The sequence below is a fragment of the Streptomyces viridochromogenes genome (assembly GCF_001270495.1).
Lineage (GTDB): Bacteria > Actinomycetota > Actinomycetes > Streptomycetales > Streptomycetaceae > Streptomyces > Streptomyces viridochromogenes_A.
The window spans coordinates 148,352-174,182 of sequence record NZ_LGUR01000207.1 but is presented as its reverse complement, the minus strand read 5'-3'; the positions used below and the strand labels follow the sequence as shown (position 1 = coordinate 174,182).

The window sequence follows — 25,831 nt, the reverse complement described above, 5'->3', positions numbered from 1 at the left end:
ACCTGGCTGTCCGAGGGCCTGTTCGGCTCCGCCGAACGGGACCGGGTCGTCGCGGCGGCGGTCAGTGCGGACCTGAGAAGCCGTTCGTAGCGCGCCGCGCCCACGCCGGCGTCCAGATCTCGCCGTCCGGAGGGTCGTGGTGGACGGAGGCGAGGTAGGCGCGGAGCGCGGTGAGGGCCGGGTGCGGGTTGTCGGCGTGCCAGAGAATCGAGTGCGGGTAGACCGGCGTCGGGTCGCGCAGCGGGATGAGCCGCATGTCGTAGCCGGCGGGCCAGACGAGGGGCGTCTGGGTGCCGAGGAAGGTCGCCAGCGTCTCGGAGGCGGCGATGGTGTCGATGAGGGCCTCGACCCCGAAGTTGGGGCCGGTGGCCTCGATGGCCAGCCCGAAGTCGGCGGCGAGCGCGTCGTAGTACGCGGTCCACTCCGCGCCGGGGACGTTGCCCGGCATCCAGATCCGGTGGCCGGCCAGCTGGGCGGGGGTCACCGCGGCGGCGCGGGCGAACGGGTGGGCCGGGCCGGTGAACAGGTGGATCGGCTCGTCGTGGACCGGGGTGAACTCGATGCCGTCCGGGATGTGCTGCCCGGGCATGGTGACCGCGCGGAAGGTGGCGTCGATGACACCGTCCCGGACGGCGGCGATGGCCTCCGCCGAGCCGGGCAGTGTCACGACGTCGAGGGCGATCCCGGGGTGGGCGCGATGGAAGTCGCGCAGGTGTCCGGCCAGGGAGGCCCGTCGGCCGACCACGTCGACGCGCAGGGCCCGGCTGCCGGGACGCACGGAGGCTCTCGCCCGCTCCTCGGCCTGGAGCAGGGTCCGGGCATGCGACAGGAACGCCTGCCCGTCGATGGTGAGCTCGGCCCCTCGCGGCGTGCGGGTCAGCAGCCGCACGCCGATGTCCCGCTCCAGCGTGGCGACGCGCTTGGACACGGCCTGCTGGGTGAGGGCCAGATCGACGGCGGCCTTCTGGAACTGGCCGGCATCCGCGACGGCGACGAAGGTCCGGACGGCATTGAGATCCACGCCTGCCACCCTAGCCGTACAACGTGGTGTTGTGACGCGGCGGCGTTGCCAGTTGTTTCATCTCCCTGTTCAGCTGTCCTTTGGGGTGAGTTTCAGCCGGTCGGAGTGTCACTCCGATCAACCATCCGTTGTGGACCTGGAGGGCCGGTGACCTTACGAAGGCGACGTGGCCCCTGTGCCCCAGCCGTTCCTAGAAGCCGTCCACCCCCAGCTCGGTGATGATGCCTGTGTAGAGCCAGCTCCACACCTCGCCGCAGGGCGTCTCGCGATCGAACAGGCCAGGGGCCAGCTCGAGACAATCCGACAGGACGCCCGCGCCCCCTCACCTCAGCGTCCCGCGCCTCATCTCAGCGGATGCAGCGCGGCCAGCTCGGGCGCCCCGCGGCCCGTGACGATCGACTCCGCCAGCAACTTGCCGCTGAGCGGCCCCAGCGCGATGCCCCACATCCCGTGCCCGCCGCAGACATGGACCCGAGGCGAGCGGGTCGGGCCGACCAGGGGCAGACCGTCGGCCGTGCACGGGCGGGGGCCGGCCCACTCGTCGGTGCGGTGGGTGAGGTCGGCCGAAGGGACCATGCTTCGGGCCGCGTTGACGATGGCGTTGACGCGGCGAGGGTCCGCGGGACGGTCGGGCGCCGTGAACTCCATCATCCCCGCGACCCGCACCCGGTCCCCGAGCGGCGTGCAGACCACACGCTGCTCGGCGAAGTACGTGGGCCGGGTGGGCAGCCCCTCCGGGGACACGGTGAAGCTGTAGCCGCGGCCGGACTGCACCGGTGTGCGCACACCGAAGGGCGCGGCCAGCCGGCCGAGCCAGGCTCCGGAGGCGAGCACGGCGGCGTCGGCCCGCACCGCCGTACCGTCGGAGGCGAGCGCGGCGACCCCGGCGCCCACGTCCCGGACCCGGGCGACCTCCAGATGGGTGACGATCTTTCCGCCCCGGTCGCGGACCGCGTCGGCCAGCGCCGCGACATACGCCCCCGGGTTCAGATGACGCTGGCCATGCAGTCGTACGGCCGCGTCGACGCGCGCCGAGAGCGACGGCTCCAGCTCGCGTGCCTCGCCGCCGTCGAGCAGGTCGTAGTCGACCTCCTGGCCCGCCGCGCGCACCGCGTCCAGCTCCGCCACGAGCGGGGCCCGGCCGGCCTCGGAGGTGAAGGCGAGCAGACACGTCTCGCCGGTGCGGGTCGGCTCGGTGACCCCGCCCCGTGCCAGGTCGTCGTAGGCCGTGAGCGCGCCGCGGTTCAGGGCGGCGAGCGCGGCCATGGACGCCGTCCAGCGACGGTGGGTGCAGTTCCGGGTGAACGCCAGCAGGAAGCGTGCCAGCCGCGGGTCGGGGCGCGGTGGGATGTAGAGCGGGGACGTGGGGGAGAGGAGTCGCCGCAACCCCAGCTTCAGGGCGGCCGGTTCGGGCAGGGGCACGGTCAGGGCCGGGGCCAGCCAGCCCGCGTTGCCCCATGACGCGCCGGCCGCCACGCCCCGGCGGTCGACCACGGTGACCTCGACGCCGGCCTCCTGGAGGAACCAGGCCGTCGCCAGCCCCGCCATGCCGGCACCCACCACGACGACACTGCGCGGGCTCATGACCGGCCGCCTTCCACCGCACCGGAGCCTTCGACCGCCGCGACCGCCGGTCGCCGTTCCCCGACGCGCGTCGCCTGCTCGAACGCGTACCCCGCCCTCAGCACGGCCGCGTCCCCCCGGTGCGGGCCCACCACCTGGAGCCCGACCGGCAGCCCGGCAGGTGTGAAACCGGCCGGGACCGACAGCGCCGGGCAGCCGGTCATCGTGATCAGGTAGGCCGAGCGCATCCAGTCCAGATACGTCTCCATCGCGGTGCCGTCCACCGACGCCGGGTACGGGAGCCGGACGTCGAACGGGGCGACCTGACTGACCGGCAGCAGCAGGACGTCGTACGCCGTGAAGAAGTCGCGCACCCGGTGGAAGACGGCCGCCTGGAGGAGCTGGGCGCGGCCCAGGTCCGGGCCGGTGAGCTTGCGGCCCTCCTCGATGTTCCACACGACGTCCGGCGCCATGCGGTGCCGGTGCTCGTCCAGCAGGGGTCCGTAGCCGAGCTCCATCTGCCAGGCCCGCTGCACCAGGAACGCCTCGTCGGCGCCGGACAGGTCGGGGCATGCCTCCTCGACCTCGCAGCCCAGGGCGCCGAACACCTCCACCGCGTCGCGCACCACGTCCCGGACCTCCGGGTCGACGGGCACGCTCCCGCCGAGGTCGGGCGACCAGGCGACCCGCCATCCGCGGACATCGCCGTCGAGCCGCCCGGCGAACACCGAGCCCGGCGTCTCCAGGGCCAGCGGGCTGCGCGGATCCGGTCCGGCCAGCACGGACAGCAGCAGCGCGACGTCCTGCACGGTCCGAGCCATCGGTCCCTTCACCGACAGCTGACCCCACGGCGCCCGGTCGGGCCACGACGGGACCCGGCCGGGGGAGGGGCGCAGTCCGACCACGTTGTTGAAGGACGCCGGGTTGCGCAGCGAGCCGCCGGTGTCGCTGCCGTCGGCGAGCGGCTGCATGCCGCAGGCGAGGGCGGCCCCCGCGCCGCCGCTGCTGCCGCCCGCGCTGCGTGAGAGATCGTAAGGGTTGCGGGTCGCGCCGAAGACCGGGTTGACGGTGTGCGAACCCATGCCGAGTTCGGGCACGTTGGTCTTGCCGAGCGTGACGGCCCCGGCCTGCTTGAGGCGTTCCACGACCAGGTGGTCCCGGGCGGGGACGTGGTCGGCGAAGACCGGTGAACCGTACGTCGTACGGATGCCGGCGGTGTCGTGGAGGTCCTTGTGCGCGACGGGCAGGCCGTGCAGCGGCCCGACCTCGGCTCCCGAGACGAGCCGGTCGTCCGCCTCGGCCGCCTGCTCCAGGGCCCGGTCGGCGACGAGGGTGACGATCGCGTTCACCGACGGATTGACCTCGTCGATCCGGTCGAGATGGGCGGTGACGACCTCACGCGCGGACACCTCACGGCGCCGCAGGGCCGCCGCGAGGGCGGTGGCCGTGCTGAAGCACAGGTCGGCGGGGTTCACAGTCCTCCCAGGGTTTCCTTGAGCTGGACGACGGCGAGCACTCCGAACAGGACGAAGGAGCTCGACAGCAGCACGTTCGAGACGGTCTTGTTGCGGTACGGCCGCGTCAGGTCGCGCCGGTTGAGGAGTACCAGCAGCGCCCCGGACAGCAGCGGCAGGACCAGGGAGCCCACGGCGGCGTAGGCGAGCACCAGGGGGACCGGCCGTCCCATGAAGGTCACGGCCACGGACGTGACCGCGCAGTAGAGCACGAACAGGCGGAACGGGCGGCTGCGTTGGCCCATGTGCCGCTCGGCCTCGGCGTCCGGGACCCCGCGCAGGGTGCGCAGGGAGTCGGACAACAGGTAGCACAGGGCGTTGAAACCGCCGACCAGTGCGCTCAGGGTCACGAGGAAGAAGGTGCCCAGAAACAGCCCTCGGGCCACCGACCCGAGGTCCGCGCCGAGCGGTTCGGCCAGCGCGGCCAACCCGTCGTTGCCGGTGATCGTCCGGCCGCTGCCGTACAGCAGGCCGGTGCCCACGATCGAGGTGCACACCACGAACAGGAACGTGACCGCGTAACTCACCGCCGAGTCCGCCCGCAGGACGGGCAGCCAGCTCCGGTCCCGCCAGCCCTTCTCCCGCACCCAGTAGCTGTAGGAGGCCACCCCGGCCGTGCCGCCCACCCCGCCGACCAGCGCCAGCACGGTGAGCACGTCGCCCTCCGGCAGCCGTGGCCTCAGCGAGGACACCACAGCGGACGGGTCGTCCATGGTGACGAGCGTGACCACCGCCAGCACCACCATGCCGACGAACTTGGCCAGCATGAACCCGCTCATCACCCGCTCGAACAGCGTGTACCGGCCCACGTACACGAGCCCGGTGGTCGGGGCGTGTGAGGACGCGGGGGACGGTGCGGCGGTGTGCGGGTGCGGGGGACTTCCAGGCGTCGCGGTCACGTTGGCCACCTCCGGATGCGGGGGAGTCACGGGAGTGCGGTCCGGCTTCCCGGAAGAGTCGGGCAGGCTGACGGAAGGGAACAAGATTCCCTGTGAAATCGACGGAATCGGCCATACGCTCAGGCCGATGGACGCACCGCTCGCCGCCGCCGTGGCCGATTCACTGGACCGGCGCATCATCAGCGCGCTACAGATCGACGGCCGCGCCTCGTGGCACCGCATCGCGACGGCTCTCGGTGAACCGGAACGCACGGTGGTGCGCCGGGGCACCCGGCTGCTGGACTCCGGGCTCGTACGGATCGGCGCCATGGCGGTGCGCGGTCGCAGCACGGTGGTCGGGGTGCGCTGCGCACCCGGCCGGGCACGCGTCGTCGCGACCGCGCTGGCGCGCCGCCCCGACTGCGTCTTCGCCCATGTCCTGACCGGGACCTGGGACTGTGTCGCGGAAGTGCAGTGTCCCCGCGACCGGCTCGCGGGACTGGTCATGGACGAACTCCCGGGCCTGCCGGGCGTCGTACGGACGCTGACGCTTCCGGTGCTGCGGCATGTGCGGACGATCCGCGAATGGCACGCGGGCCTGCTCACCGAGACGGAGATCGCCGCGCTCGCCGACGGGACCCCCGCGCCCCCCGCGCCCGCCGCGACCACCCCGCCCGCGCCGGCCGACCTGTTGCCCCCGTTCGACGGCGTCGGTGAACTCTCCCGTGCCGACCGGCTGTTGGTGAACGCGCTGGCCGAGGACGGGCGGTGCACCTACGACGAACTGGCCCGGGTGTCCGGGGTTTCCGAGGCCACTGCCCGACGCCGGCTGGGCGTCCTGCGCCGGGAGGGCCGGGTCCGGGTCCGTGCCGTCATCGAGCCGCTGCTGCTCGGACTGCCGGTGGAGGCCGTGCTGTGGGTGCGTGCCGTCCCGGCCGAGGTCGACGCGGTGACGGCGGCGCTCGCCGAGTCCCCGCACGTCCGGTACGTCAGTTTCGTCACCGGCGAACGCCAACTGCTGGTCCTGACCGCCTTCCCGCACGAGGCGGCTCTCCATGAGTTCGTCACGCGCTCCTCGTGGTTGCGTGAGGCGGTCTCGGTGGATGTGTCCATGGTTCTCGGTTCGCTGAAGCGGGGCGGGATGCTCGCGCCGTGGCTTCACGGCTGAGGCCCTGGGTTCTGGGTCCTGAGGCCCTACGCCCGGTCTCCCCGTCCCCGCAATACATCGGATGAGTTGGTGACTTCTGATGGCGATGAGGCCATTGACAGGTGTAGTGCCCTGCTAAGTTCACCAATACACCCGATGTCTGCCGATGTCTGCCACCCCGCCTCATCAACAGCGAGGGATCTCATGGCCGTTCCGATCAGAACCACGGTCACCGGACTCTGCGCCGGCCTCGTGGCCGTACACCGCTGCCGCGGCCCCGACCGGCGAGTACTCGGACCAGGCCCTGTTCGCGACCGACGGCGGCTACACCCTGCTCGCCGAGTCCGACCTCACCGGCGCCTACTCCGGCGCCCGGCTCGCCCACGACCAGGGCACCGGCACCTACCGCGTCAAGCTCGCCGACGACCGGGTCCGCACCGATGGCACCGACGGCCCCCTGGCCACTCCCTGGCGGGCCATGGTCACCGGCGACCTCGCCACCGTCACCCGGTCGACCTTCACCGACGACCTCGCCCCCGCCTCCCGGGTCGCCGACCCCTCCTGGATCCGGCCCGGCACCGTCCTGTGGACCTGGCTCGCGGGCGGCAAGGAGGCAGGCCAGAGCCTCGCGGCGCAGAAGGCGTACGTCGACTACGCCGCCGAACGCGACTGGCCCTACGAGGCCGTCGACGCGGGCTGGTACTTCAAGGCCGACGCATGGGACACCACCGACCCGGACTGGCAGACCAACAGCTGGATGCCGGAACTCGTCGACTACGCGCGCGCCAAGGGCGTCGGCATCATCGTCTGGATCCACCAGCGCGACCTCGACACCCCCGAGGAGCGCGCCCGGTGGCTGCCCACCCTGGAACGCTGGGGCGTCAAGGGCGTCAAGATCGACTTCATGGACTCCGAGGCGCAGCCCATGCTCCAGTGGTACGACACCATCCTCGCGGAGACCGCCGCCCACCACCTCATGGTCAACTTCCACGGCTCCACGATCCCCAAGGGCCTCCAGCGCACCTGGCCGCAGGTCATGACCCTGGAGGGGGTCGCGGGAGAGGAGAAGCGGACCAACACGGCCGCCCACCTCACCACCCTCCCCTTCACCCGCAACGTCATCGGCTCCATGGACTTCACTCCCGGTGCCTTCCAGCGCGTCGGTCTGCGCCCCAATTCCGACGCGGCCGAGGTCGGGCTCACCGTCGCCTACGAGTCGGGCCTCCAGATGTTCGCGGGCACGCCCGAGTCGTACGACGAACGGCCGCTCGCCCGGGCCTACTTCGACCAGGTCCCCGCGGCCTGGGACGACACCCGGCTGCTCGCCGGCCGACCGGGCCAGGAAGCCGTGCTCGCCCGTCGCAGCGGTGACCGCTGGTTCCTGGGCGGGGTGTACGCCGGCGCCGCCCGCACGGCCGGGGTGCCGCTGACCCTCGGCCCGGGGCGCTGGCTGGTCGAGACGGTTCAGGACGGCGCCGAAGGGCTCGTCAGGAACCGGCAGGTGCTGCGCGGCGGCGACACGCTCGGCGTGGACGTCGTCGCCAACGGCGGCTTCGCGGGGATCGCCTGTCCGTGGCGCCCTGGTGTCGACAGCTGTTACCGCTGAACATGTTCACACTGATGAACATTGCTCACGTGGGTGTACAGCACTGAGCCGACCGTGCGACGCTCGGGCAACTCCGTTCTCCCGACCACCAGTTGGAGGGATCAGCATGAGTGTTTCCCGGCGTACTGTGCTGGCTACGGCGGCCGACTACGCCGTCGAGAAGCTGCACGCCGTCGCACCGACCGTGACCGCCTTCCCCGTCGGCACGAAGTTCGAGAAGTGGGTCTACTCGCAGAACGGCGACTGGGTGGGCGGGTTCTGGCCCGGAACCCTGTGGATGGCCTGGCTCTACAGCGGGGACGACACCTTCCGCAGCCGGGCGGAGTCCTCGGCGGAGAAGCTGGCCCCTCGCCGGTACGACACCGGCACGCACGACCTCGGCTTCCTCTTCTACCCGTCCTGGGTCACCGCCTGGCGGCTGACGGGCGACGACACCTGGCGGACCGGCGCCGTCCGGGCGGCCGACTCCCTGATCCAGCGGTACAACCCGCGCGGGCACTTCATCAGAGCCTGGGGCGCCCTGAACGATCCGAAGAACGCCGGCCGGGTCATCATCGACACGATGATGAACCTCGACCTGCTGGCGTTCGCGAGCGCCCAGACCGGTGAGGGCAAATACCTGGACATCGCCGTGGAGCATGCGAAGACCACCCGGCGGGTCTTCCCACGCCCGGACGGATCGACCCCGCACGTCTATGACTTCGCCCCGGACACCGGTGCGCCCATCGGCCCGAACACCGTGCAGGGCTACAGCCCCACGTCGTGCTGGTCGCGCGGACAGGCGTGGGGGCTGTACGGGTTCACCACGATGTACCGACGCACCGGAGACCCACGGTTCCTGGCCACCGCACGCGCACTCGCGGACTTCGCGGTGGGAGCGCTGACCCCGGACCACGTGCCCGTGTGGGACTACCACGCCCCGCAACAGCCGTACGACATCAAGGACGCGTCGGCCGGCGCGGTCATGGCGTGCGGCCTCCTCGACCTCGCCGCGGCCACCGGCAGGCACGCCTACCGAGAGGTGGCGCTGCGGCTGCTCACCGCACTCTCGGAGACATGCCTGACGAGGAACTCGACCCGCGCGGAGGCGGTGGTGGCCCGCTGCACCCGCAACCGCCCGGCCGAGGACGGGATCGAGATCTCCCTCCCGTACGCCGACTACTACCTGCTGGAGGGCATCCTGCGGGTGCTCCAGCCACAGGACGTCGACCGGGCGATCGACCTCTCCACGGTCTGACCGGCCGCCGGTCCGGGCCAGCTCCTGGGGCCGGCTGCCGACCTGGAAACAGCCTTGGCGATCGGCGGCGGGCCCTCCCAGGAGTGGGCGGTCCGTAGCACTTGGACGGGCAGGCGCGGGAGACGTCGGCCTCGGCGGCCACGTGGGCGATCGGACGGCTGCGGCAGCCTTCGATGAGCCTTCGGTGTCCCTCGATGTTCAGGGGGCGTTCGTATGTGTCACTGGAGCACCTCGGCGCTTCGGCCGGCCGCGACCACAGTGCGGAAGGGGAACGCGATGAGCAGTGTGATCGCAACCAGGAGTCCGCTCGCCCACAGCGGCCCGAGGTCCCCGGCCGCGGTACTGAGGGTGGCTGCGGCGATGAGGGGGCCGATGGCGGCGCCGACGTTGAGTGCCGCGGTCGCATACGACCCGGCCATGGTGGGGGCTTCCGCGGCCTCATAGAGGACCCGTGTGATCAGGGTGCTGCCCAGCGCGAACGACAGGGCACCCTGCACGAACACGAGGACGAACAGGGCGACCGGCTCGTCGGCCAGCACCGCCAGGGCCGGCCAGCCGATGAGCAGCAGCGGGCCGCCGACCGCGATGACCAGACCGGGACGCTGGTCGGACAGCCGGCCGGCGACGGTGACCCCGGCGAAGGAACCGGCGCCGAAAAGCACCAGGACGACAGAGATCCACAACTCGCCCAGCCCGGCGGTGTCGGTCACGACGGGGGCGAGGAAGGTGAAGCTGCCGAACGTGGCTGCGTTCACCAGCGCGCCGAGCAGCATCACCAGAATCAATGGCGGCCTTGTGAGCCGGGCGAGCTCCGCTTGCAACGCCGGCCCGCCGGTCGCCTCTTCCTTCACACGTCCCGCCGGGATTGCCTTCGCGATGCCGAGAGCGGCAGGCAGGCAGAGAGCGGCGACGGCCCAGAATGGGGCCCGCCAGCCGAGCACCGTGCCGAGTACCGACCCGCCAGGGACACCGGCGATCGTGGCCACCGTCGTACCTGACAGCAGCACGGCCAGCGCACGTCCCTTCTTGTCGGGTGAGACCAGCGTGGCGGCAGCCGTGAGAGCGACGGCGAGGAACCCCGCGTTCGCGAGCGCGGCGACGACCCGGGTGGCGAACAGGACCGGAAAGCTGGTGGTGATGGCGCCCACGGCGTGAGCTGCCGCGAAAGTGAGGATGAACCCGAGAAGGCTGGAGCGCCTGGGCCAGTTGCGGGCAAGCGCGGCCACAAGGGGAGCGCCGACGACCATGCCGACCGCGAAGGCCGAGGTGAGCGTGCCTGCTGTCCCGACTGTGACGTCGAGATCCGAGGCGATGTCCGGCAGGAGGCCGGCGAGCATGAATTCCGAGGTGCCCATGGCGAAGACGGCCACGGCAAGCAGGTACAGCGGGAGAGGCATCGAGTGGCTCCGAGGTGAGGAGAAGCACGAGAAGGTCATCTCGTCACCGCGGCCAGCCCCGAAGGCACACTCGCCCGGCCGCAGAACGCGGCGCGACGAGAGGGCTACGAACTCAGTGGTTCAGGGGGCTGACGGCGTGACCGAAAGCCCCCACCTTGTCTGACTCAGGACTCGACATGGCCCGCACGGTACCCGACTGATGTCCGTCGAGGCACCTGGCCCGGTGTAGGAGGAGGCGGTCAGGCTCGCCAGGGATCTCGGCCGAGCCCACCGGACGGCGTCGGCTCTCGACGCCGGAACGATCTGGGGCGCCTAGCATGAACTCCGATGACACTCCTACAAGTTCATGACTACGGGGGCGACGGCCCTCAACTGGTTCTCCTGCACGGTTACGGACGCTCGCTCACCGACTGGGACGCGTCGGCCGCCCTGCTCACCGCCAAACACCGCGTCCTGGCCGTCGACCTTCCCGGGCACGGCCGCTCGCCCCGAATCTCCCCCTGGACCGTCCCCACCGTGGTGCGGTACATCGCGGACACGCTCGACGCTCACGGTGTACCGGAGGCCGTCCTGGTGGGCCATTCCCTCGGCGGCCTGCTCGCGGTCGAATACGCCCGGGCGAACCCGGACCGCGCCCGCGCCCGTGCCGCCGTGAACCTCGACGGCTTCTGGTGGGGACGTGAGTACCCCGGCGCCGAACGGGCTAGAGAGGGACTGCTGGCATCCGCCGGCACCATCGCGCCACCCGGGTACATCGAGGCACAGGTCGTCCAACACGCCCGGTTCGGGATTCCCGCTGCCCGCGCGGAGGCCGCTGCCCGCGCGGCCGCCCGCCCGCTGCCCGACGGCAGGTGGCAGACCCTGCCGGAACGGGCGGAGGCGCTGGAGATCCTCGGCGAACTCGACAGGCTCGGCGCGCTCGGTGTCACCCCGTGGCTGGCCGGGATCGACTGCCCGCTGCTGGTGGTACAGGCCGGGCGACGCCTCTCGCCCGCGCCCGGCATGGAGTGGTTCGACGAATTCAGCGCCCGGTTCGCACGAGAGGTCTCCGACGCACTGGCCGCGCTCTTCCGTACCCGGCCGACGATCAGCGTGCGCCGGATCGACGCCACTCACCCCATGATCCTGGAGACTCCGGAAGCGGTGTCGACGCTGGTCGCCGGGTTCGTGGAAGGGCTGCCCGGCTGAGGAACTCCTCTTCGATGTCGCACCCCAGGTCCAGTTCAGCCTCGGTCGGCGAGCCAGGAGAGGAAGCCAAACACGCTCGCCGCTTTGAAGATCTTGTTCGCCCGCCTGAACTCGGCGTCTACCATGCGGAGTTGTTTCAGTTTCTCGTGTTCGGCGGTCGACAGCCGGTCGTCCCGCTCGTCGCGGCCGACCTCGGCCTGGCGGACCGAGCCGCGCGGAACTCGTGTCCGTGCGGCTCAGGACGGCTCAGATCTCCTGGGGCTTGTAGGAGCTGGGGTCGCGCAGGATGACGCGGCGCAGCAGGTCGACGGTTTTGGTGACGCCCTCGACGGGGGCCACAAGAACGTCCTCGTGCTCGATGCTCAGGACGTCGTCGTAGCCGGCTCGGCGCAGGGCGAGGCAGAAAGCGCGCCAGAACGCGTCGTCGTGGCCGTAGCCGAGGGTGACGTAGTTCCAGGAGCGTTCCTTGGCGGCCATGACCGGCAGCGTCTCCAGCCTGCTGGTCAGGGCCTGGCGGGAGGCTTCCAGCCGGGTGTCCTTGGCGTGCACGTGGTAGATCGCCTCGTGCAGGGCCTCGATGGCGGCCAGCGGGTCGGCACCCATCCACATCAGGTGACTGGGGTCGAAGTTGGCTCCGACCACGGGCCCGACCTCCTCGCGCAGGCGCAGGAGGGTGGGGACGTTGTAGACCGCCTGGTGGGCGTGCATCTCCAGAGCGAGCTTGGGTACGCCCCGGTCACGGGAGTGGGCGACGAGGTCTCGCCAGTACGGGATGACGACCTCGGTCCATTGCCAGTCGAGGATCTGTGTGGTTTCCGGCGGCCAGGAGACCGTGATCCAGTTGGGGTTGGCGTCGCCCGGCCCGCCCGGCAGCCCGGACATCATCACCACGCGGTCGACGCCGAGGAGCGGGGCGAGAGCGATCGTCCTACGCGTGACCTGGTCGTGCTCGCGGCCGCTGGGCCCGGGGTGCAGGGGGTTGCCCGAGCAGGTGAGAGCGCTGATCGTGAGCCCTCGGTCGGCGACCTTGGCCAGCAGTTCGCGGCGCGCGCCATCGCTGTCGAGAAGCCGGTCGATGTCGATGTGCGGGGCGGTGGACCAGGCGCCGGTGACGAACTCCACGTGGTCCAGGCCGAGTTCGGCGGCCAGGTCCAGGGTCTCGTCGAGCGTGAGCTGCCCGACGCTGTCGGTGTTCAGACCGATCTTCATGATGCGTCCCGTCTGCGGTGCGGTCGGGCGGGGAGGGGGCGTTCCCCGCTGGTTCGGTGTGCCGGCGGTGGGGGTCAGATGTAGAGGGCTGGGCGGTCGGCGAGTTCCACCTCGACGCGGCGGCCCTCGGTCTGGGCGCGGATGCCCGCCTCGCAGACCGCGGCCACGGCGTAGCCGTCCCAGGCGCTGGGGCCGGTGACCTCGCCCCGCCGGGTGGCGTCGATCCATGCCTGGACCTCGCGGTCGTACGCATCCTCGAACCGCTCGACGAAGCCGGGGGTGACCGTGCCGCCCCAGCGTCCGCCGGTGCTGACGAGCATGTCGTGCCGGTCGCCGATGCGGGCGGTGCCGTGCTCGCACACCGCCTCGGCCTGGACCTGGTAGCCGTAGCGGGCGTTGACGTAGATCTCGACGTCGACCACGGCGCCGCCGTCGGTTTCGAAGACGACGAACTGCGGATCGGCCAGCCCTTCGGGCGCGTTGCCGGAGGGCCGCGGCCGCAGCACCGTGACGGACGTGATCTCCTGGCCGAGCAGCCAGCGGGTGATGTCCATCTCGTGGGTCACGGAGTCGTTGATGAGCATGGCGCTGGTGAAGTCCGGCGGACAGGACGGGTTGCGGTGCCGGTTGTGCAGCATCAGCGGCCGGCCCAGTGCCCCGCTGTCCAGCAGCGCTTTGAGCTTGATGTACTCGTGGTCGTAACGGCGCATGAAGCCCACCTGCACCCGGCGGTGCCCGAGCCGCTGCTCGGCCTCCAGCACGCGCAGGGCGGAGGCGGCGTCGGGGGTGAGGGGCTTCTCGCACAGGACGGGCAGGTCGTGCTCGAACGCGGTGAGCAGTGCCGCCTCGTGGGCGACGCCCGGGGAGGCGAGCAGTACCGCGTCGACGTCGGGTGAGGCCATCGCTTCGGCGACGTCGCCGTAGGCCGCGCATCCTTCGACGTCGGCGGCGACCGTCTTGGCGCGATCGATGTCGACGTCGACGACGGCGGCCACATGGGCGCCGCTGGTCACCTCGCTGATCCGGCGTACGTGATCGGCTCCCATGCGGCCGGCGCCGATCACGGCGACTCCGAGGGAGGTGCGGTAGGTCATGTGGTTCCTTGACTCGAGGGTGGGCGATGGCGGTGACGGTCAGCAGAGGGCCGGCCGAACCCACACGGTCCGGCCGTGACCCGGGTCGTACGCGTCACCGTGTTCCCTTGGCGGCGAACGTGGCGACGGCCTCGACGTTGGACTTGTCGACGAAAGCCGGGCCGGTCAGCACGGGCGCCACGCCACCGCCGCTGTAGTTGCCGTTGTTCTTGTAGAGCCAGAGGGAGTCGACCGCCAGGTACCCCTGCAGGTAGGGCTGCTGGTCGACGGCGAACTGGATGCTGCCGTCCTGGATCGCCTTCACGAGTTCCTTGTTGAGGTCGAAGGTGGCGACCTTGGCCTTGCTGCCGCCGTCGGACACCGCCTGCGTGGCGGTCAGCGCGACCGGGGCGGCGAGGGTGACGACGTAGTCGATGGAGGGGTCCTGCTTGAGCTTGGCGGTGATGGTCGACTGCACGGACGGCATGTCGGCGCCGTTGACGAACAGGTTTTCCGTCGTGCCCGAGAAGCCCTTCTTCACGCCCGCGCAGCGTGCCTCGAGGGCGACCTGGCCCTGTTCCTGAATGACACAGGCGACCTTCTTGGCACCGAGGGAACTCAGCTTCTTGCCCACCGCCTCGCCCGCGACGGTCTCGTCCTGGCCGAAGTACTGGAGCAGGCCCTGCTTCTTCCAGTCGTCCACACCGGAGTTGAAGCCGACCACGGGTATACCGGCCTGCACCGCCTTGGCCACGGTGCCCTTCATGGCGTCGGGCTTGGCGAGGGTGACGGCGATGCCGTCGACCTTCTGGTCGATCGCGTTCTGCACCAGGTTGGCCTGGTTGCCCCCGTTCGGGTCGGAGGAGTAGATCAGCTTGACGTTGTCCTTGGCGGCCGCGGCCTGGGCGCCCTTGCGGATGGTGTCCCAGAACGTGTCACCGGGGACGGCGTGGGTGATCATCGCGATGGTCATGCGGGGCGTGGTGGCCTTGCCGGCAGAGACGCCACCGGCGCTCTCCTCCGACTTCTTGCCGCCCGAGCTGCTGGAGCAGCCGGCGACCGTGAGGACTGCGCTGGCGGTCATGGCCACCAGGATGGTGAATCTGCGGGAGCGGGAGGGGAGCGAGCGGTTCATTCGGCACCTCACTGTGCTGACTTGCGGGAAGGGGTGATCCACCGGCGGGACGCAACACATCCCGTCGCGGGTCGGGCGGGGAGCTATTGGGTGGCCTGTTGTGCGACTCGGGGTGGGATCAGAGGGTGAACGCGGCGCGGAACCGCTCCATGGCGGTGTGGCTGTCGCCGGAGGGCCATGCCTCCAGGGCGACCGTGCCGTCGTAGCCGAGGTCGGTGAGGGCGCGGGCGACGGCCGGATAGTTGATCTCTCCGGTGCCGGGTTCGCAGCGGCCGGGCACGTCAGCGACCTGGATCTCTCCGATCAGGTCGGCGCCGTGCGCGCGGCGGATCAGTTCGATGAGGTTTCCCTCGCCGATCTGGGCGTGGTACAGGTCCAGATTCATCCGCAGACCGGGCCGATCGACTGCCGCGACCAGGGTGTAGGTGTCGGCGGCCCGCGCGAACGGGACGCCGGGGTGGTCGACGGCGGTGTTGAGGTTCTCCAAGGTGAAGGTGACGCCCGCGCTCTCACCCAGTTCGGCCAGGCGGGTGAGCGTGCGGTGGGCGGTGATCCACATGTCGCCGGTGGCCTCGCCGGTCACCGGCACCACGGGCAGGCCCTCGCCGTCCAGGCCGGTGCCGTGCAGGTTGAGCCGGGGGCAGCCGAGACGCTCGGCGGCCTTGATCGACTCCTCGGCTGTGCGCAGGAGTTCGGCTGCGCCGTCCGGGTCGGTCAAAGTGCCGCGGATGTAGCCGGTCATCGAGGAGAACTCGGCGGGGGTATGGGCCAGTGCGTCCAGGTCGTGCCGGGTCCAGTCCCAGATCTCCACCTGGAAGCCGGCCTCGTGGATGCGCCGGGCCCGCTCCTCGATCGGCAGGTCGCGGTAGACCATCTCGGCACAGACCGCCAACGTGTACATCGCAGCTCCAGACTTATAACGTTCTAAGAGAACAGGAGCAGTACGCCAGGCTCCGGGCAGCCTGTCAAGGGTTTGTGCGGACATTTGATTTATAACGTTGTAACAACGTTGACCAGTGCGTGTCCTGCTTGGCCCGGTCTACGATCACCTCGGAGAAGACCCTCGATCAGGAAGGCCGACGGTGCCATCGCGCTCTGCCGTCCCGGACGGAAAGCGGCCGACGCTCAGCGACCTCGCGGCGCGGGCAGGTGTCTCCGTGCCGCTTGCCTCCATGGTCATGCGCGGTGCCAAGGGGCCCAGCGCGGCAAGTCGCGAGCGGGTGTTGCGGGCCGCGCAGGAGATCGGCTACCGGCCGGACAGCAGGGCCCGCCTCCTGCGCAGCAGCCGCTCGCACCTGGTGGGAGTGCAGTTCGACCTGCGACAGCCCTTCCACGCCGACATGGTTGAGGCGCTCTACGCCGCGGCAGGGGCGGCCGGCTATCAGATCGCGCTCAGCGCCGTCACCGCGAGCCGCAGCGAACAGGAGGCGGTGGAGGCGCTGCTCGCCGACCGCTGCGAGGCGTTGATCCTGCTCAGCCCCCATGCCCCGGCGGCCCGGCTGGCAGAACTCGCGGCGCAGCTTCCCGTCGTCTCCGTGGCACGCCGGCTGCGTCCGCTCACCGACGGCGTCGACGTCGTCCGCGCGGCCGACGACGAGGGCGCCCGCCAGGCGGTCGACCACCTCGTGGCACTGGGCCATCGCGACATCGTCCACATCGACGGGGGCAGGGCGCCGGGCGCTGCCGATCGGCGCCGCGGCTACAAGTCGGCCATGAAGCACCACGGCCTCACCGACCGCGTCCGCCTCGTGCCGGGCGGGCTGACCGAGGACCACGGCGCCGCAGCCGCACGAACACTCCTCACCGACTCCTCCCGCCCCACCGCCATCCTCGCCTTCAACGACCACTGCGCCATCGGCGTCCTCGACACCCTCCTGCGCGCCCGTATCCCTGTGCCCGACGAGATCTCGGTCGTCGGCTTCGACGACAGCCACCTCGCCCGCCTCGCCCACGTCCAACTCACCACGGTCGGGCAAGAAGCCCGCCAGCTGGCGCGCCGGGCCGTGAGCCGGGCCGTCGCCCGGCTGGAGGGTGAGGCGGCGGACGACGAACGAGAAGTCGTCGTCACACCACACCTCGTCATACGAAGCACCACCAGGGCACCTTGCCGCTCCTGACCCGCGCTGCTCCGCTCCAGGCCCGATCTGGTCGAAGTTCCACCGCGGCCCCAAAGGACCACCCGCGGCTGTCCGCCGAGGAACCCGCCTCCATCCGGGCGGACGCGCGAGCCGAGGAGGCAGACAAGCGGGCCAATGCGAGCCGCTGCCTTGGATCGCGCGGTTCAGACACCACACCACCCGGGGCATGGAACGGAGTGGCATGAAGCGGATCGGTCGGCCGCCCGAGGTCAGTGATCGGTGAGCTGCATGACGGCGCCGTGAGCCGCAAGCCAACAGGCAAGCGCAGCATCGTGACCGACACCCTCGGCCTCCTCCTCGCGGTGCTGGTCACCGGGGCCAGTGTCCAGGACTCCGTGGCCGGCACCCAACTGATCGACCACGTCGCCACCACTCACGCCTCGATGCGCAAGGTCTGGGTCGACGGCGGCTGTCGCAGGCATTTCGTCGAGCACACCGCCACCCTCGGCATCGACATGCAAATCGTCCAACGCACCCCCGGGGCCAGGGGCTTCACCCGGCTTCACCTGATCCCGAAGCGGTGGACGGTCGAGAGGACCTACGGCTGGCTGGATGCTGCACGTGTTGTCCGAGGCTCAGGGCGTCCCGCTGGTGGTCGGCACCTCCGGCGCGGACACCAACGACAGCCTGGCCCTCAAGCCTCTGGTGACAGGGATACCGGCCGTGCGGTCCCGGCGTGGACCGCGCCGCAAGCACCCCGCCAAACTCCGCGCCGACAAGGCTTACCACTCCGCCGACATCCTTTCCTGGCTGCGGGAACGCGACATCGTCGCCCGGATCGCCCGGCCGGGCATCGAGTCCTCCGAACGGTTCGGGCGGCACCGCTGGGAGATCGAGCGGTCTCCTGGCTGTTCGGCTACCGCCGCCTCACCATCCGGTACGAACGAAAAGGCAGCCACCCCTCGCGCCTTCCTCGGCCTCGCCGCCGCCCTGACCTGCTACAAGAAACGTGCCGAACTCACCACCTGAGACATCGCCTCATTCCTGGTGGACCCGTTTTCAGGCAGAGGTGCCCGTGACCGCGGTGCCGGACCTGGTCAGCGTGTACGTCAAGATCGCCCCGCTCCAGAAGTGGAAGGTGAGGGTCACGGTGGTGTTGTCGGTGACACCGTCGAAGAACGCGGTCGGCAAGGTGATCGTGCCTGCGGTGTAGTCCGGTGTGAAGGCCACATTGAACTGCTGGTACGTGGTCCAGGACTGCGGACCGGCGGCGGTGCCGTCGGCATAGACGGCTTCCATGGTCGCCAACTTGTCTCCGTTGAACGCGGTGGGTATCACCAGCGAGGCTGTCGTACCCGTCGCGCTCGTCAGTACCGGCTTGTCATAGGTGATGACGTTGACGGCCCAAGGAGTTCCGTCCGTGAACCGGAGGGACAGGACGGCATTCGTGCCGTACTCCTGCGACGCGGTCAGCCTGCTGAGCGCCGCCGCTGCGATCGTCAGCGTGTTGCCGCTGACGGTGTAGTCCACGCCCCGGATCAGGGGGCGGGTGCCGACATCGATCCTCAGCAGCCTGGTGCCGTTGAGGTTCAGCGTGATCGTCGCGTCCGTCGGGGTCTTGCCCTTGGGCACGAAGAGCTGATCGGTGGACGCGGTGCCGGAGCGCCCGGTCCAGCTCGACCGTATCTGCGCATAGAGGCTCGGGTCGTTCCATTGCAGGGTGCGGCGGTTGAAGCGACTGCCGTTGTCCCACAGCATCGTGGTCAAGCCCCGGTAGCGCGCGTAGTAGCCGAGATACTCGAGGTACTTGAGCGTCTCGCCCTGTTCGACCGTGCCGGGGCCGGAGTCCCAGCCGAGCAGCCCGTACTCACCGACGACGACCGGGATCCCCTTGGCCACGAAGGACCTGTGCAGCAGGTCGAACGTGTCGGTCAGGTCCTGCTGGGTGGCCGCGTTGAAGGTCGTGTAGCCGGCGAGGTTCACGCTGAAGGGCCAGAAGCTGTAGTAGTGGACCGAGGCCACGAGGTTGGGGTCGTCGAGCGCGGAGAAGGTGGCGAGCAGGGTGTCGATCTTGGGCTGATCCGGGGTGTCCCCGAGGGTCGGCATGACGAGCAGGCGGTCGGCATTGCCTCCGCCGGTCGCGCGCACGACGGAGTGGAAGGTCGTGTTGAGCTCGTTCATCAGAACGGCGTTCTGCTGATCGCCGGAGCTGCCGGTGAAGAAGGGCTCGTTGATGCTCTCGAAGAGCAGTCGGCGCGATGCGTCCCGGAAGGCGGCCGCGATCTGCTGCCAGGTGGCCGTGTACTGCGCCAGGACCGCGTCATGCTGGGTCGGCATGTTAGGCACCCACTGCCACGCGTCGCCGTGCATGTTGATCAGAACGTAGAAGCCCTCGGCCAGGGCCCAGTCGACCACCTGCTTCATCCTGGCCAGGAACGCCGGGTCGAGGGTGTAGGTGGGAGCGGGGCCCTCGTGCTGACCCCAAGTCACCGGTATCCGGATGCTTTTGAATCCCTGCGCCTTCACCCTGCGCAAGAACGCCTGGGTCACCCGCGGGTTGCCCCACGCCGTCTCGTCGGCGCCGATGGCCTCGAAGCTGTTGCCCAGATTCCAGCCGGGCTGCATGTGTGCGACGACATCCATCGCGGACGCCGACGCGGCGGAACCGGTGGACCGGGCGGCGGCCTGGGCGGCCGTCGGGATGGACAACGCCGTGACGGCGAGGGCCGCGGAGGTCGTCATGACCTGGCGGCGAGTGAAACCGGCTGAACTCGGCATAGAACTCTCCATTGAGTCGAAAGGCATGCCCCCTGCGTCGAAGACGTCATCGTCGAAGCGCTTCGACACGGTGCGGGAGCCTAGCGCAACCTGACGACGGAGAGAACGGGCTAATCCGCATGGAACCTCAATCGAGCTTTCGAAAGGTTGCGCGTCGAAGCGCTTCTCCTCATGGGGCGTCAGGCGCGGCGTCACGCAAGCTCGTCGGGGTTCCCTGCCCATCTGCCGTCGATGCCGACCGGGCCGGCGGTCACCCAGCGGGGGATCTCACGCCTTCTCTGCGTCCGGCCCGCGAGCAGCGGACCGGAAAGTCCCGACAAGTCACTGGCCATCGAGGCGCTTCCAGCGGCCGTTCCTTCACGCAACATTGCTCAACACCTCGAAGCGTGAAGAACGGCCGCCCTGTTGTCCCGGGATGAACCAAGATCAGAGGGTCAGGTGAACGGCCGAGGGTTCGCCAGGAGTTTGACCGGGGGATCTCGTTCTGGTCCAGGAAGGTCTGGAAAGCGGTCGGCGGTCTCGGCGAAGAGGCTTCCTCGGTCGCTGGCTGACCGCTGAGGCGTTCGATGTTTCACGGCGATGGTCGTGAGGATGTGTTGCAGTCGACGACGCCGGCGCCGGTCAGGGCGTGCGGTGCGGGGCGTTCCTCGGCGGACTACGCGATCGGGAATGGGGAGGGGCGGGCGGAGGGGACTGAGGAGCGGCAGGCGGAGGGGTCGCGCAGCACGAGAAACGCGAGGCCGTCCGCGTCATGACGCTCCACCACTCCCCAGCCCGCGCACAGCAGTCCGATCTCCTCGTCGTCGAGGGCGATGTTCCGCTTGCCTTCCGGCACACTGGCGGGGACCGGTGTGATCACGCAGAGCGTGCCGCCGGGGCGCAGGTGCGCGCGCAGCCGGTTCAGCACGCGGGTGCGGTCGTGGACGAAGGCCCAGCTGAGACGGAAGGTGATCAGGTCGTACGCAGGGTGAGACAGGCCGTCGAGGCCGTCCCGCTCGATGTCGCGCAGGTGGTAAGTGACGGCTGTGGCTGCGGTGTTCCGGACTTCGGCGTGGGTCAGGGCGGCAGCGGCGAAGTCGACGGCGTCGACCGTGTAGCCACCGGCGGCGAGGTGGCGGGCCAGTTCACCGAGCCCGCAGCCGACATCCAGAGCGAGGCCGTCGGCGGGCGCCGGGGCGTGCTCGGCGAGCAGTTGGCGCTCGGCGTCGCCGAGGGGCTGGAAGGTGTGACCGCCGGCGTAGTGCGCGTCCCACGCGTCGGGCGAGTTGTATCCCACTCGGAGAGCTCCTTGCTTGGTCAACCGGCGTGATCAGATGAGGGTGTCGGTGCGCAGGGCGCGCAGGGTTCGGCGTCCGCGTTCGACGAGCTCAGGGTCGTGGCGGCTGTGGCCGTAGGCGATGCCGCTGACGGCGTCCAGCGCCGCCTCGCACCGCAGGCGTTGCCGTTCGTCGTCGGTGAGCGCGCGGCCGTAGCCGGTGAAGAACGCCTCACAGAGGTCGGGCCGCCCCACCCAGGTGTCCAGAAGGCGGACGAAATCGCGTACGGCGAGGCCGAGTTCGCTGCGCTCGAAGTCGATCAGCCCGGCCCAGACAGGGCTGGCGGGGATGTCAGTGCTGCCGGTGCTGCCGGTGCTGCCGGTGGTGTCGGCGGTGACGGTCGTGTCGACGAGGATGTTGCGCGGCTGCAAGTCGCCCAGGATCGGCACGTGCTCGGTCGGGGGCAGGGTGCCGCGCAGCTCGGCGAGGTGGAGGACGAGGGCCTCTTCACCAGGGGCCAGTAGCGGCCGGGCGACCTCCAGGTGGCGGAGGAGACTGCCCGGGCCGGGAGGCGGGGCCGGGATCGCGTCGGCGGCCTGGTGGTAGCGGGCGGTGAGCTCACCGACCTGGCGGTGGACCTCGCACTCCATGCCGACGGGCAGGGCCTGGCCGTGCAGGGGGCGTCCGGGCAGGCGGGTGAGCACCACCGTCCGGTGCACCGGGTCGGCGGCGACCAGCCGCGGGGCGTGGGGGCCGAGCGCCGCAACCCAGTGGCGGCAGGCGTGCACCTCCCGATGGTGGAACGTGGCGTTCTGGTGCTGCTTGACATACCAGGTGCCGCCGGAGGCGCGGGCGACCCGCCATACCCGGCTGGTCTCGCCCGCCGACGACGTATCCGTCCAGCTGCCGATCCGCCCCACCGCGCGCTCGGCGAAGGCACGCACGGCGTCGTCCGGCGGCGTCACGCCAACGGTCTCGGGGCCGTCGGGCACGATGCGCAGCCGATCGCGGGCCGGATCGTGGGCGACGGGATCGCCGGGCTGTTGGAAGTGCACGGCCAGGCGCGCCCCGGCACGGTAGGCGTCGAGCCCGGCCCGGCAGTAGGCCACCATAGGCTCCGGCAGTCCGTCCCAGCGGAACCAGTCCATCCCGTCGCACCGGTCCTCTTCCAGGATCCGGGGCTCGCCCTGCCAGTCCAGCACCACCAGGAAGATGCCGACGCGGGCGGAGCCGGACGGGGCGCGGTGATGCACGGTGACCGCCGCGCGGATGTCCGACCGGTCGCTGAGCAGGCCCGTCTCCTCGGCCTGTTCCCGGATCCCGCCCTCGACGACGTCCTCGTGCGGTCCGTCCAGGTGGCCGGACGGCAGATGCCACATCCCCGCCGCGTAGACGTCACCGGCGCGCCGCGACAGCAGCACCTGTCGGCCCTTCGGGCCGTCCCGCAGCAGGATCAGGTGCACGTCGACCGGAACCATGTACCGCCTGCCGGTGGCCTGTCCGCTCATACTTCACCTTCCGGGGCATGGCACGGGTCGGCGGGGCCGCGTACGTCTGCGGCGGCGTCAACTCCTGCCGGGGCAGTGCCAACAGCGGCGCCGTGAGCGAGGCGAGTGCTCCAGCCGAGTTCGGTGTAGAGGCGTCCGTGCCGGATGCCGTCGAGGGCGGCGCGGGTGTAGCGGACGGTCGGCTCCGGCAGGGCGTCGACGGGCCACCAGCCCCAGCTCACGCACTTGTCCGGCTCCCGCAGCTCGGGTTCGCCCTGCCACCGGCGGGCCCGGAAGACCAACTGGAGGCGCGGCGGGGCGCCGGGTGCGTCGACCAGGTGCACGACGTGTACGAGGTCGACGTCCTCGCCCTTGATCACCAGACCGGCCTCCTCCCACGCTTCCCGCACCAGACAGTCGACGGCCGACTCCCGCTCGCAGTGACCGGCCAGGAAGTGGTGCTCCAAGGGCGCGTAGGCGGAATCGGGGTGCCGCAGCCCCAGCAGGATCTCGCCGTCCCGTTCCAGATACAGGTGGACGCCGATGACGTTCGGGACCGTCTTCGTGCTGGTGCTGGTGCTGGTGCTGGTGCTGGCGCTGCGCATGCGGAGCACGGGCAGGTGCCCGTCACCACGGGCCCGGGCATGCGGCCCTTGCCGCCCCTGCCCCTGCCCCTGCCCCTGCCCATGTCCCGGCCCCCGCTCCAGCTGCTGATGGTGACGGATGACCGCCGTGGTCCCGGGATCCATGGTCAGATACGGGATCTGCTCCGGGTCGGTCCAGCGCAGCATGATCCCCTCGGTGAGGGGCAGTTGGGCGGGGTCACCGTTCCAGGTCCCGACATACACCTGGACCCGGCTCGTGGGCCGGTCGTCCGCGTCGGTGTCCTCGATGACGACGAGCGGGGTCAGGCCGGGGACGCGCAGGTCCGCCTCTTCCAGGAGTTCCCGGGAGATCGTGTCGTCGAGGCTCTCGCCGGGTTCGGGATGTCCGCCGGGCAGGGACCACTGCCCGGCGCAGGCGATGTTCTTGTTGGCGTCGCGCAGGTGCAGCAGATAGTGACGGTCATCGTTGACGAGCAGGGCTGCGGTCGTGGTGGCGACAGTCGGTGTGGTCACGAATCCTCCATCCGTACGGCAGTCAGCGATCGTGCGACAGAGCCAGGAGCTCGGCGAAGAGGCCGCCTCCCGCGGCGAGTTCGTCGTAGGTGCCGTGCTCGGCGATCCGGCCGTGCTCCATCACGATGATCCGGTCGGCGATCTTGGTGTTGACCAACTGGTGGGTCACGACGATCGTGATGCGGCCGGCCGCGATGGTCTTGATCTCCTCAAGGATGGCGTGCTCCCCACGGGCGTCCATCTGGCTGGTCGGCTCGTCCAGGATCAGCAGGCTCGACCTGCGGTACAGCGCCCGTGCACAGGCCAGGCGCTGCCACTGCCCGCCGGACAGTTCCGTTCCGCCCCACACTTCCCGGGCCAGCAGCGTGTCCAGGCCGTCGGGGAACTCCTCGACGGCCTCCCGCAGCCCGACCTCTTCCAGGGCCTGCCACACCAGATCGTCGCCCACCTCGCGGGGCTGGCCGAGGGTGACGTTGTCGCGGACCGACAGCGGCCACTGCGCGAAGTTCTGGGGTACCAGCGCGCTGAGGTCCCACAGTCGGTCGGGGTCGATGTCGGCCACATCGCGGCCGTTCCAGGAGACGCTTCCCTTGTCGGCCAGGAAGATGGCGGCGAGCAGCCGGGTGAGGGTGGACTTGCCCGAGCCGTTCTCGCCGACCACGGCGAGGATCTCGCCGCGCCGGACCGTCAGGGACACGCCCGCGACGGCCGGCGTGTCCTTGCCCGGATAGCTGTGGACGACCTCGTCGAGGCGGATCTCCTCCACCGGCCAGGACGGCGTGAACTCACCTCGGTCCGGGGCGCGTTCGGCGGCGTAGTCGAGGAAGCCCGCCATGTCGGCGAGGTAGAGGGAGGTGTGGAACATGGCCGCGCCGTAGATGACGAGCTGGCTCAGCGCGGCGAGCGCGGTCTGCACGGCGACGACCGCGGTCGCGGCGATCGACGGCGCGATCCGTCCGACGGCGGCCAGCCAGGCGAGGCCAGCCCAGGTCGCGACGAGGAAGATGCCGCCGATCGCCGAACTGACCAGCACGATCCGCAGCGTCCTCGGTGCCGCGGCGAGGGTGCGCGCGTCGATCCGCTCGGAGATCGACCGGTACCAGAACACCAGATACGAGGTCATGCCGTTGGCGCGGATCTCGTCCGTGAATTTCAGGCTGGTCGCCCAGCCGCGCAGGTTCTGCCGTACGTTGCGGTCGCCCACGTTGGCGTAGTGGGTCTCGTAGTTGACGCGGGCGTGCAGGACGGCGCCCGCACCGGCGGGGACGACGGCGAGCAGGAGCAGCGGCAGCAGCAGCGGGTGCAGCACGGAAAGCACTCCGCTCGCGCTGATCATGCGCACGACGGCGGCGGTGAACCGGGTGGCGTCCAGCACCATCGCATGGCTGCGGATCACCCCCATCTCGGCCGCTTCCTGCCGGTCCGCGCAGCCGTCCTCCGCCCGGGCGGCGGCTTCCATCCGGCACACCGCCGCCACCAGGGCGCAGTCGGACGCGGTCGTCAACCGCGGCGTGATCCGGCCGTCCGCGTACGAGGACAGGGCGGTCGCCACTCGTCCGACCGCCGCCGCACAGGCGATGACCAGCAGTGCCGGCAGCGCCTGACGGAGCCGGTCCGACACCTCGCCGTCGGTCAGGACCCAGTGCATCGCGCGGGCGGTGGCGGTGAGCAGGACGGCGGCACTCACCCCGATGGCCAGCTGACAGCCCGCCAGCAGCAGTACCGCCGACCGGTCGATCGCCCATGCCATCCGCGCGGTCTGCGCCAGCACCGACGGAAGCCGGCGGCACATCTTCGCGAACGACGCGTCCGCCAGCGGGTTCCTGGCGTACCGGCCGCCGTAGCGCAGCTCGGCGGGCGGTGGGGGCGGCAACCGTCGACGTGCCGCCACGTCCGACGCGGAAGAGCTCGGCTCGGCACTCACCGGGCACCTCCCCGGACGGCCTTCAACGGCCGTAGGGCCGTGGGGAGATCAATCGAGGCAGGCTGCGCAACAACAAGCTGCACAACAACAGGCTGCACAACATCGGTCAACTGGGCACCTCCGGCGCCGACTTGAGGGAACGGCTGCTGATGACCGGAACAACGACGCGACGGCCGGTATCGAACACATGTGTTTCAGTCGGATCGTGAACTCAGGGATTCA

At 70.5% G+C, this 25,831-nt stretch carries 19 protein-coding genes and 2 pseudogenes; 7 read left to right on the top strand and 14 right to left on the bottom strand.

The window, feature by feature from the left end:
- Window positions 1-61: 61 nt before the first annotated feature.
- From ADK36_RS25955 to ADK36_RS25940, 4 genes are all read right to left on the bottom strand, one after another.
- Window positions 62-1,021, bottom strand: coding sequence for a LysR family transcriptional regulator (locus tag ADK36_RS25955; protein ID WP_048580474.1), 960 nt, complete (start codon window positions 1,019-1,021; stop codon window positions 62-64).
- A 342-nt stretch (window positions 1,022-1,363) separates the two neighbouring features.
- On the bottom strand, window positions 1,364-2,605 hold the full coding sequence (locus tag ADK36_RS25950; protein ID WP_053199266.1) for an NAD(P)/FAD-dependent oxidoreductase: 1,242 nt from the start codon (window positions 2,603-2,605) through the stop codon (window positions 1,364-1,366).
- Window positions 2,602-4,059 (bottom strand): amidase, encoded by a 1,458-nt coding sequence (locus tag ADK36_RS25945; RefSeq protein WP_048580472.1) that lies wholly within the window; start codon window positions 4,057-4,059, stop codon window positions 2,602-2,604. Before ADK36_RS25945 ends, ADK36_RS25950 begins: the two co-directional genes overlap by 4 nt.
- Entirely contained in the window at window positions 4,056-4,997 is a 942-nt protein-coding gene (locus ADK36_RS25940; RefSeq protein WP_234329870.1) for an Nramp family divalent metal transporter, read from the bottom strand. The genes ADK36_RS25945 and ADK36_RS25940 overlap by 4 nt, the downstream gene beginning before the upstream one ends.
- 127 nt (window positions 4,998-5,124) lie before the next feature.
- Here ADK36_RS25940 and ADK36_RS25935 point away from each other — a divergent pair, with 127 nt between their 5' ends.
- The 3 genes and pseudogenes from ADK36_RS25935 (at window position 5,125) to ADK36_RS25925 (ending at window position 8,966) form a co-directional block, all read left to right on the top strand.
- Complete coding sequence (locus ADK36_RS25935) at window positions 5,125-6,144, top strand: Lrp/AsnC family transcriptional regulator (RefSeq protein WP_053199264.1); 1,020 nt, start codon at window positions 5,125-5,127, stop codon at window positions 6,142-6,144.
- Between the two features lie 238 nt (window positions 6,145-6,382).
- A pseudogene (locus ADK36_RS25930) lies at window positions 6,383-7,729 on the top strand (glycoside hydrolase family 97 catalytic domain-containing protein); the annotation flags it as partial.
- 106 nt (window positions 7,730-7,835) lie between these two features.
- Window positions 7,836-8,966: a glycoside hydrolase family 88 protein gene (locus ADK36_RS25925; protein ID WP_053199261.1), complete on the top strand. Its 1,131-nt coding sequence runs from the start codon at window positions 7,836-7,838 to the stop codon at window positions 8,964-8,966.
- Window positions 8,967-9,184: 218 nt separating this feature from the next.
- On the opposite strand, the gene ADK36_RS25920 is transcribed toward ADK36_RS25925, so the two are convergent.
- Window positions 9,185-10,363: a Cmx/CmrA family chloramphenicol efflux MFS transporter gene (locus tag ADK36_RS25920; protein WP_053199260.1), complete on the bottom strand. Its 1,179-nt coding sequence runs from the start codon at window positions 10,361-10,363 to the stop codon at window positions 9,185-9,187.
- Between the two features lie 327 nt (window positions 10,364-10,690).
- Here ADK36_RS25920 and ADK36_RS25915 point away from each other — a divergent pair, with 327 nt between their 5' ends.
- Complete coding sequence (locus tag ADK36_RS25915) at window positions 10,691-11,551, top strand: alpha/beta fold hydrolase (RefSeq protein WP_053199258.1); 861 nt, start codon at window positions 10,691-10,693, stop codon at window positions 11,549-11,551.
- Between the two features lie 246 nt (window positions 11,552-11,797).
- Here the strand turns inward: ADK36_RS25915 and ADK36_RS25910 are convergent, their stop codons facing one another.
- The 4 genes from ADK36_RS25910 to ADK36_RS25895 form a co-directional block, all read right to left on the bottom strand.
- Window positions 11,798-12,760: a sugar phosphate isomerase/epimerase family protein gene (locus ADK36_RS25910; protein WP_053199255.1), complete on the bottom strand. Its 963-nt coding sequence runs from the start codon at window positions 12,758-12,760 to the stop codon at window positions 11,798-11,800.
- A 74-nt stretch (window positions 12,761-12,834) separates the two neighbouring features.
- Window positions 12,835-13,854: a Gfo/Idh/MocA family protein gene (locus tag ADK36_RS25905; RefSeq protein WP_053199253.1), complete on the bottom strand. Its 1,020-nt coding sequence runs from the start codon at window positions 13,852-13,854 to the stop codon at window positions 12,835-12,837.
- Between the two features lie 94 nt (window positions 13,855-13,948).
- A complete protein-coding gene (locus ADK36_RS25900) occupies window positions 13,949-14,917 on the bottom strand; it encodes a sugar ABC transporter substrate-binding protein (RefSeq protein WP_425315472.1) in 969 nt (322 codons plus the stop codon).
- 169 nt (window positions 14,918-15,086) lie between these two features.
- Window positions 15,087-15,869 (bottom strand): TIM barrel protein, encoded by a 783-nt coding sequence (locus ADK36_RS25895; protein ID WP_048580463.1) that lies wholly within the window; start codon window positions 15,867-15,869, stop codon window positions 15,087-15,089.
- 181 nt (window positions 15,870-16,050) lie between these two features.
- On the opposite strand from ADK36_RS25895, the gene ADK36_RS25890 reads away from it, so the two are divergent.
- From ADK36_RS25890 to ADK36_RS25885, 3 genes and pseudogenes are all read left to right on the top strand, one after another.
- Entirely contained in the window at window positions 16,051-17,085 is a 1,035-nt protein-coding gene (locus tag ADK36_RS25890; RefSeq protein ID WP_053199249.1) for a LacI family DNA-binding transcriptional regulator, read from the top strand.
- A 281-nt stretch (window positions 17,086-17,366) separates the two neighbouring features.
- Window positions 17,367-17,657: pseudogene (locus ADK36_RS50425) on the top strand (transposase); the annotation flags it as partial.
- Window position 17,658: 1 nt separating this feature from the next.
- Window positions 17,659-18,075 (top strand): transposase, encoded by a 417-nt coding sequence (locus ADK36_RS25885; RefSeq protein ID WP_078942701.1) that lies wholly within the window; start codon window positions 17,659-17,661, stop codon window positions 18,073-18,075.
- A gap of 30 nt (window positions 18,076-18,105) precedes the next feature.
- On the opposite strand, the gene ADK36_RS25880 is transcribed toward ADK36_RS25885, so the two are convergent.
- The 5 genes from ADK36_RS25880 to ADK36_RS25860 form a co-directional block, all read right to left on the bottom strand.
- Window positions 18,106-19,824 (bottom strand): cellulase family glycosylhydrolase, encoded by a 1,719-nt coding sequence (locus ADK36_RS25880; protein ID WP_053199247.1) that lies wholly within the window; start codon window positions 19,822-19,824, stop codon window positions 18,106-18,108.
- 655 nt (window positions 19,825-20,479) lie between these two features.
- Window positions 20,480-21,100 (bottom strand): class I SAM-dependent methyltransferase, encoded by a 621-nt coding sequence (locus ADK36_RS25875; RefSeq protein WP_048580459.1) that lies wholly within the window; start codon window positions 21,098-21,100, stop codon window positions 20,480-20,482.
- 33 nt (window positions 21,101-21,133) lie between these two features.
- Window positions 21,134-22,588, bottom strand: a complete 1,455-nt coding sequence (locus ADK36_RS25870; RefSeq protein ID WP_053199245.1) for a phosphotransferase — start codon at window positions 22,586-22,588, stop codon at window positions 21,134-21,136.
- On the bottom strand, window positions 22,585-23,685 hold the full coding sequence (locus ADK36_RS25865; protein ID WP_063784881.1) for an NUDIX domain-containing protein: 1,101 nt from the start codon (window positions 23,683-23,685) through the stop codon (window positions 22,585-22,587). Before ADK36_RS25865 ends, ADK36_RS25870 begins: the two co-directional genes overlap by 4 nt.
- A gap of 22 nt (window positions 23,686-23,707) precedes the next feature.
- Window positions 23,708-25,609, bottom strand: coding sequence for an ATP-binding cassette domain-containing protein (locus ADK36_RS25860; RefSeq protein WP_234329869.1), 1,902 nt, complete (start codon window positions 25,607-25,609; stop codon window positions 23,708-23,710).
- Window positions 25,610-25,831 lie beyond the last annotated feature (222 nt).

Excerpts from the sequence above, each read along its gene's own strand:
- ADK36_RS25950 (WP_053199266.1), bottom strand. The coding sequence starts at position 2,605 with ATGAGCCCGCGCAGTGTCGTCGTGGTGGGTGCCGGCATGGCGGGGCTG.
- ADK36_RS25870 (WP_053199245.1), bottom strand. The coding sequence starts at position 22,588 with ATGAGCGGACAGGCCACCGGCAGGCGGTACATGGTTCCGGTCGACGTG.
- ADK36_RS25925 (WP_053199261.1), top strand. The coding sequence starts at position 7,836 with ATGAGTGTTTCCCGGCGTACTGTGCTGGCTACGGCGGCCGACTACGCC.
- ADK36_RS25880 (WP_053199247.1), bottom strand. The coding sequence starts at position 19,824 with ATGCCGAGTTCAGCCGGTTTCACTCGCCGCCAGGTCATGACGACCTCC.
- ADK36_RS25895 (WP_048580463.1), bottom strand. The coding sequence starts at position 15,869 with ATGTACACGTTGGCGGTCTGTGCCGAGATGGTCTACCGCGACCTGCCG.
- ADK36_RS25915 (WP_053199258.1), top strand. The coding sequence starts at position 10,691 with ATGACACTCCTACAAGTTCATGACTACGGGGGCGACGGCCCTCAACTG.
- ADK36_RS25885 (WP_078942701.1), top strand. The coding sequence starts at position 17,659 with ATGCTGCACGTGTTGTCCGAGGCTCAGGGCGTCCCGCTGGTGGTCGGC.
- ADK36_RS25905 (WP_053199253.1), bottom strand. The coding sequence starts at position 13,854 with ATGACCTACCGCACCTCCCTCGGAGTCGCCGTGATCGGCGCCGGCCGC.
- ADK36_RS25920 (WP_053199260.1), bottom strand. The coding sequence starts at position 10,363 with ATGCCTCTCCCGCTGTACCTGCTTGCCGTGGCCGTCTTCGCCATGGGC.
- ADK36_RS25935 (WP_053199264.1), top strand. The coding sequence starts at position 5,125 with ATGGACGCACCGCTCGCCGCCGCCGTGGCCGATTCACTGGACCGGCGC.
- ADK36_RS25910 (WP_053199255.1), bottom strand. The coding sequence starts at position 12,760 with ATGAAGATCGGTCTGAACACCGACAGCGTCGGGCAGCTCACGCTCGAC.
- ADK36_RS25900 (WP_425315472.1), bottom strand. The coding sequence starts at position 14,917 with ATGACCGCCAGCGCAGTCCTCACGGTCGCCGGCTGCTCCAGCAGCTCG.